The 1,494-nt window shown below is 50.5% G+C and carries 1 protein-coding gene; it reads right to left on the reverse strand.

What is annotated here, in order from left to right:
- Positions 1-303 precede the first annotated feature (303 nt).
- Positions 304-1,128, reverse strand: coding sequence for a glycoside hydrolase family 16 protein (locus MFF58_RS31605; protein ID WP_238294267.1), 825 nt, complete (start codon positions 1,126-1,128; stop codon positions 304-306).
- Positions 1,129-1,494: the final 366 nt, after the last annotated feature.

The following is a 1,494-nucleotide window of genomic DNA, read 5'->3' on the forward strand; positions in this document are numbered from 1 at the left end:
ATCCGTCATACCAGAGCCGGCAGGCCCTACAGTCACAGGCCAGTCCGCGTGTTACTCATACGAAGAATCGACATTGCGGCCCGTAAACCTTGATCTAGCGTCTTGCGCAGGTACTTGCTGCCACATTTGGTGCCACCGAAAAGTTGCAGACGCACTATGCGAAACCAGGCCGCCAAATCCCGACCTGGTTGAAGGTTGCACGACTGATCACTAAAACCCCAAAGCCTGGAGATAAACAAACGTCAAATATCCTTCATATCATACAATCTATGAATGATGTCGGATTTGTGTGAAAATTGCTGACTACGTAATTATTTGGTAGGCTCTGATGTGCTCAACGAGCATCTGGCCTATCCCATTGGCTTTAAAACCCTTACTAGTGCTCCATTGTCCGTCGACGGCGAGGTTGACCACCATAAACATCGGTTCGTGAAAGCCCGGATCGCTTGGTATGCCGGGTGGAGTATGATCGATACCCCATTGAAAAATGTCATCAAGATAAAATTCAATCCGAGCCGGCGTCCATAAAACGCCAAACGAGTGAAAGTCGGCGGATAAATCGGGTCCGGGGCTAGCCTCAGCTTTCGAAATTTGGTTCCATTTTCTGCTGTTGCCACTTATATTTTTCTGAATTGCACCATTGTAGAGCACCCGCGGGCTGCCGGTAAGACACTCCATTACATCAATTTCCGTCTGTCCGCTAAATGTATAAAGCCAGAAAGCTGGGAAAAATCCGGTATTCGCCGGCAGCTTTGCTCGACACTCGAAATATCCGTAGACTTGTTCGAAAACCTGCGCACTGGAAATAAGGCCAGATGAAAATTTTCTACCGTCGAGCTTCTTGCTTTCATCCGAAGTCAGCAATCGTGCTGTAATGGTTAGCTTATCATTTGCCACCGAGAACGGATCGATACCGAGATCGCGAAACGTCGGATCGATATAGACTTGCGTCTCACTTCCCAAATACCGGCTGGATATCGTGTCGACACTCGGCCAGCGGGAGTGCTCGTACCCTGTTCGCCAGATTTTGCTTCGCGGAGGCTGACGCTCATCGGACCACCACGCAAGAGGAAGATCAAACTCTTCACTAAACGTACGAACCAGCTTGGTCCGATCAATACTTGGCATTGCTCACCTCAAAGAACCGATAATTGCAGTAAGCGGCATCAAAGGCTAAGGCGGAAAAAATTTAGCTGGTAAGCGCCGCAGTTTCGAGTCTGGACTTCCAACGGTAGCCGTTACAATAGCAATTTGCAAAGGCCGACATCGGGCTGTGATGATGAGCGGCGAAGGGCAATGTGCTGTTATTGACATATTGATACTCGGCGCTGTTATTTGTTATCGCCGCGATCCAACCGGCGCCATTTCCAAAAAAGGGTGACGAGACGCGCGACGGCCTCGTCATCGAAGCGGCGGGGCGCACCGGAGCGTGGCGCATCGATCAGCCTCTACGATCATACGTTGGCGAAGCGATCCCGCTAGAACGCCGCCGTC

Origin of the sequence: Methylobacterium longum, assembly GCF_022179385.1 — a bacterium.
Lineage (GTDB): Bacteria > Pseudomonadota > Alphaproteobacteria > Rhizobiales > Beijerinckiaceae > Methylobacterium > Methylobacterium longum.

Bases quoted from the DNA above. Each gene is read 5' to 3' on its own strand.
- MFF58_RS31605 (WP_238294267.1), bottom strand. From the start codon at position 1,128: ATGCCAAGTATTGATCGGACCAAGCTGGTTCGTACGTTTAGTGAAGAG.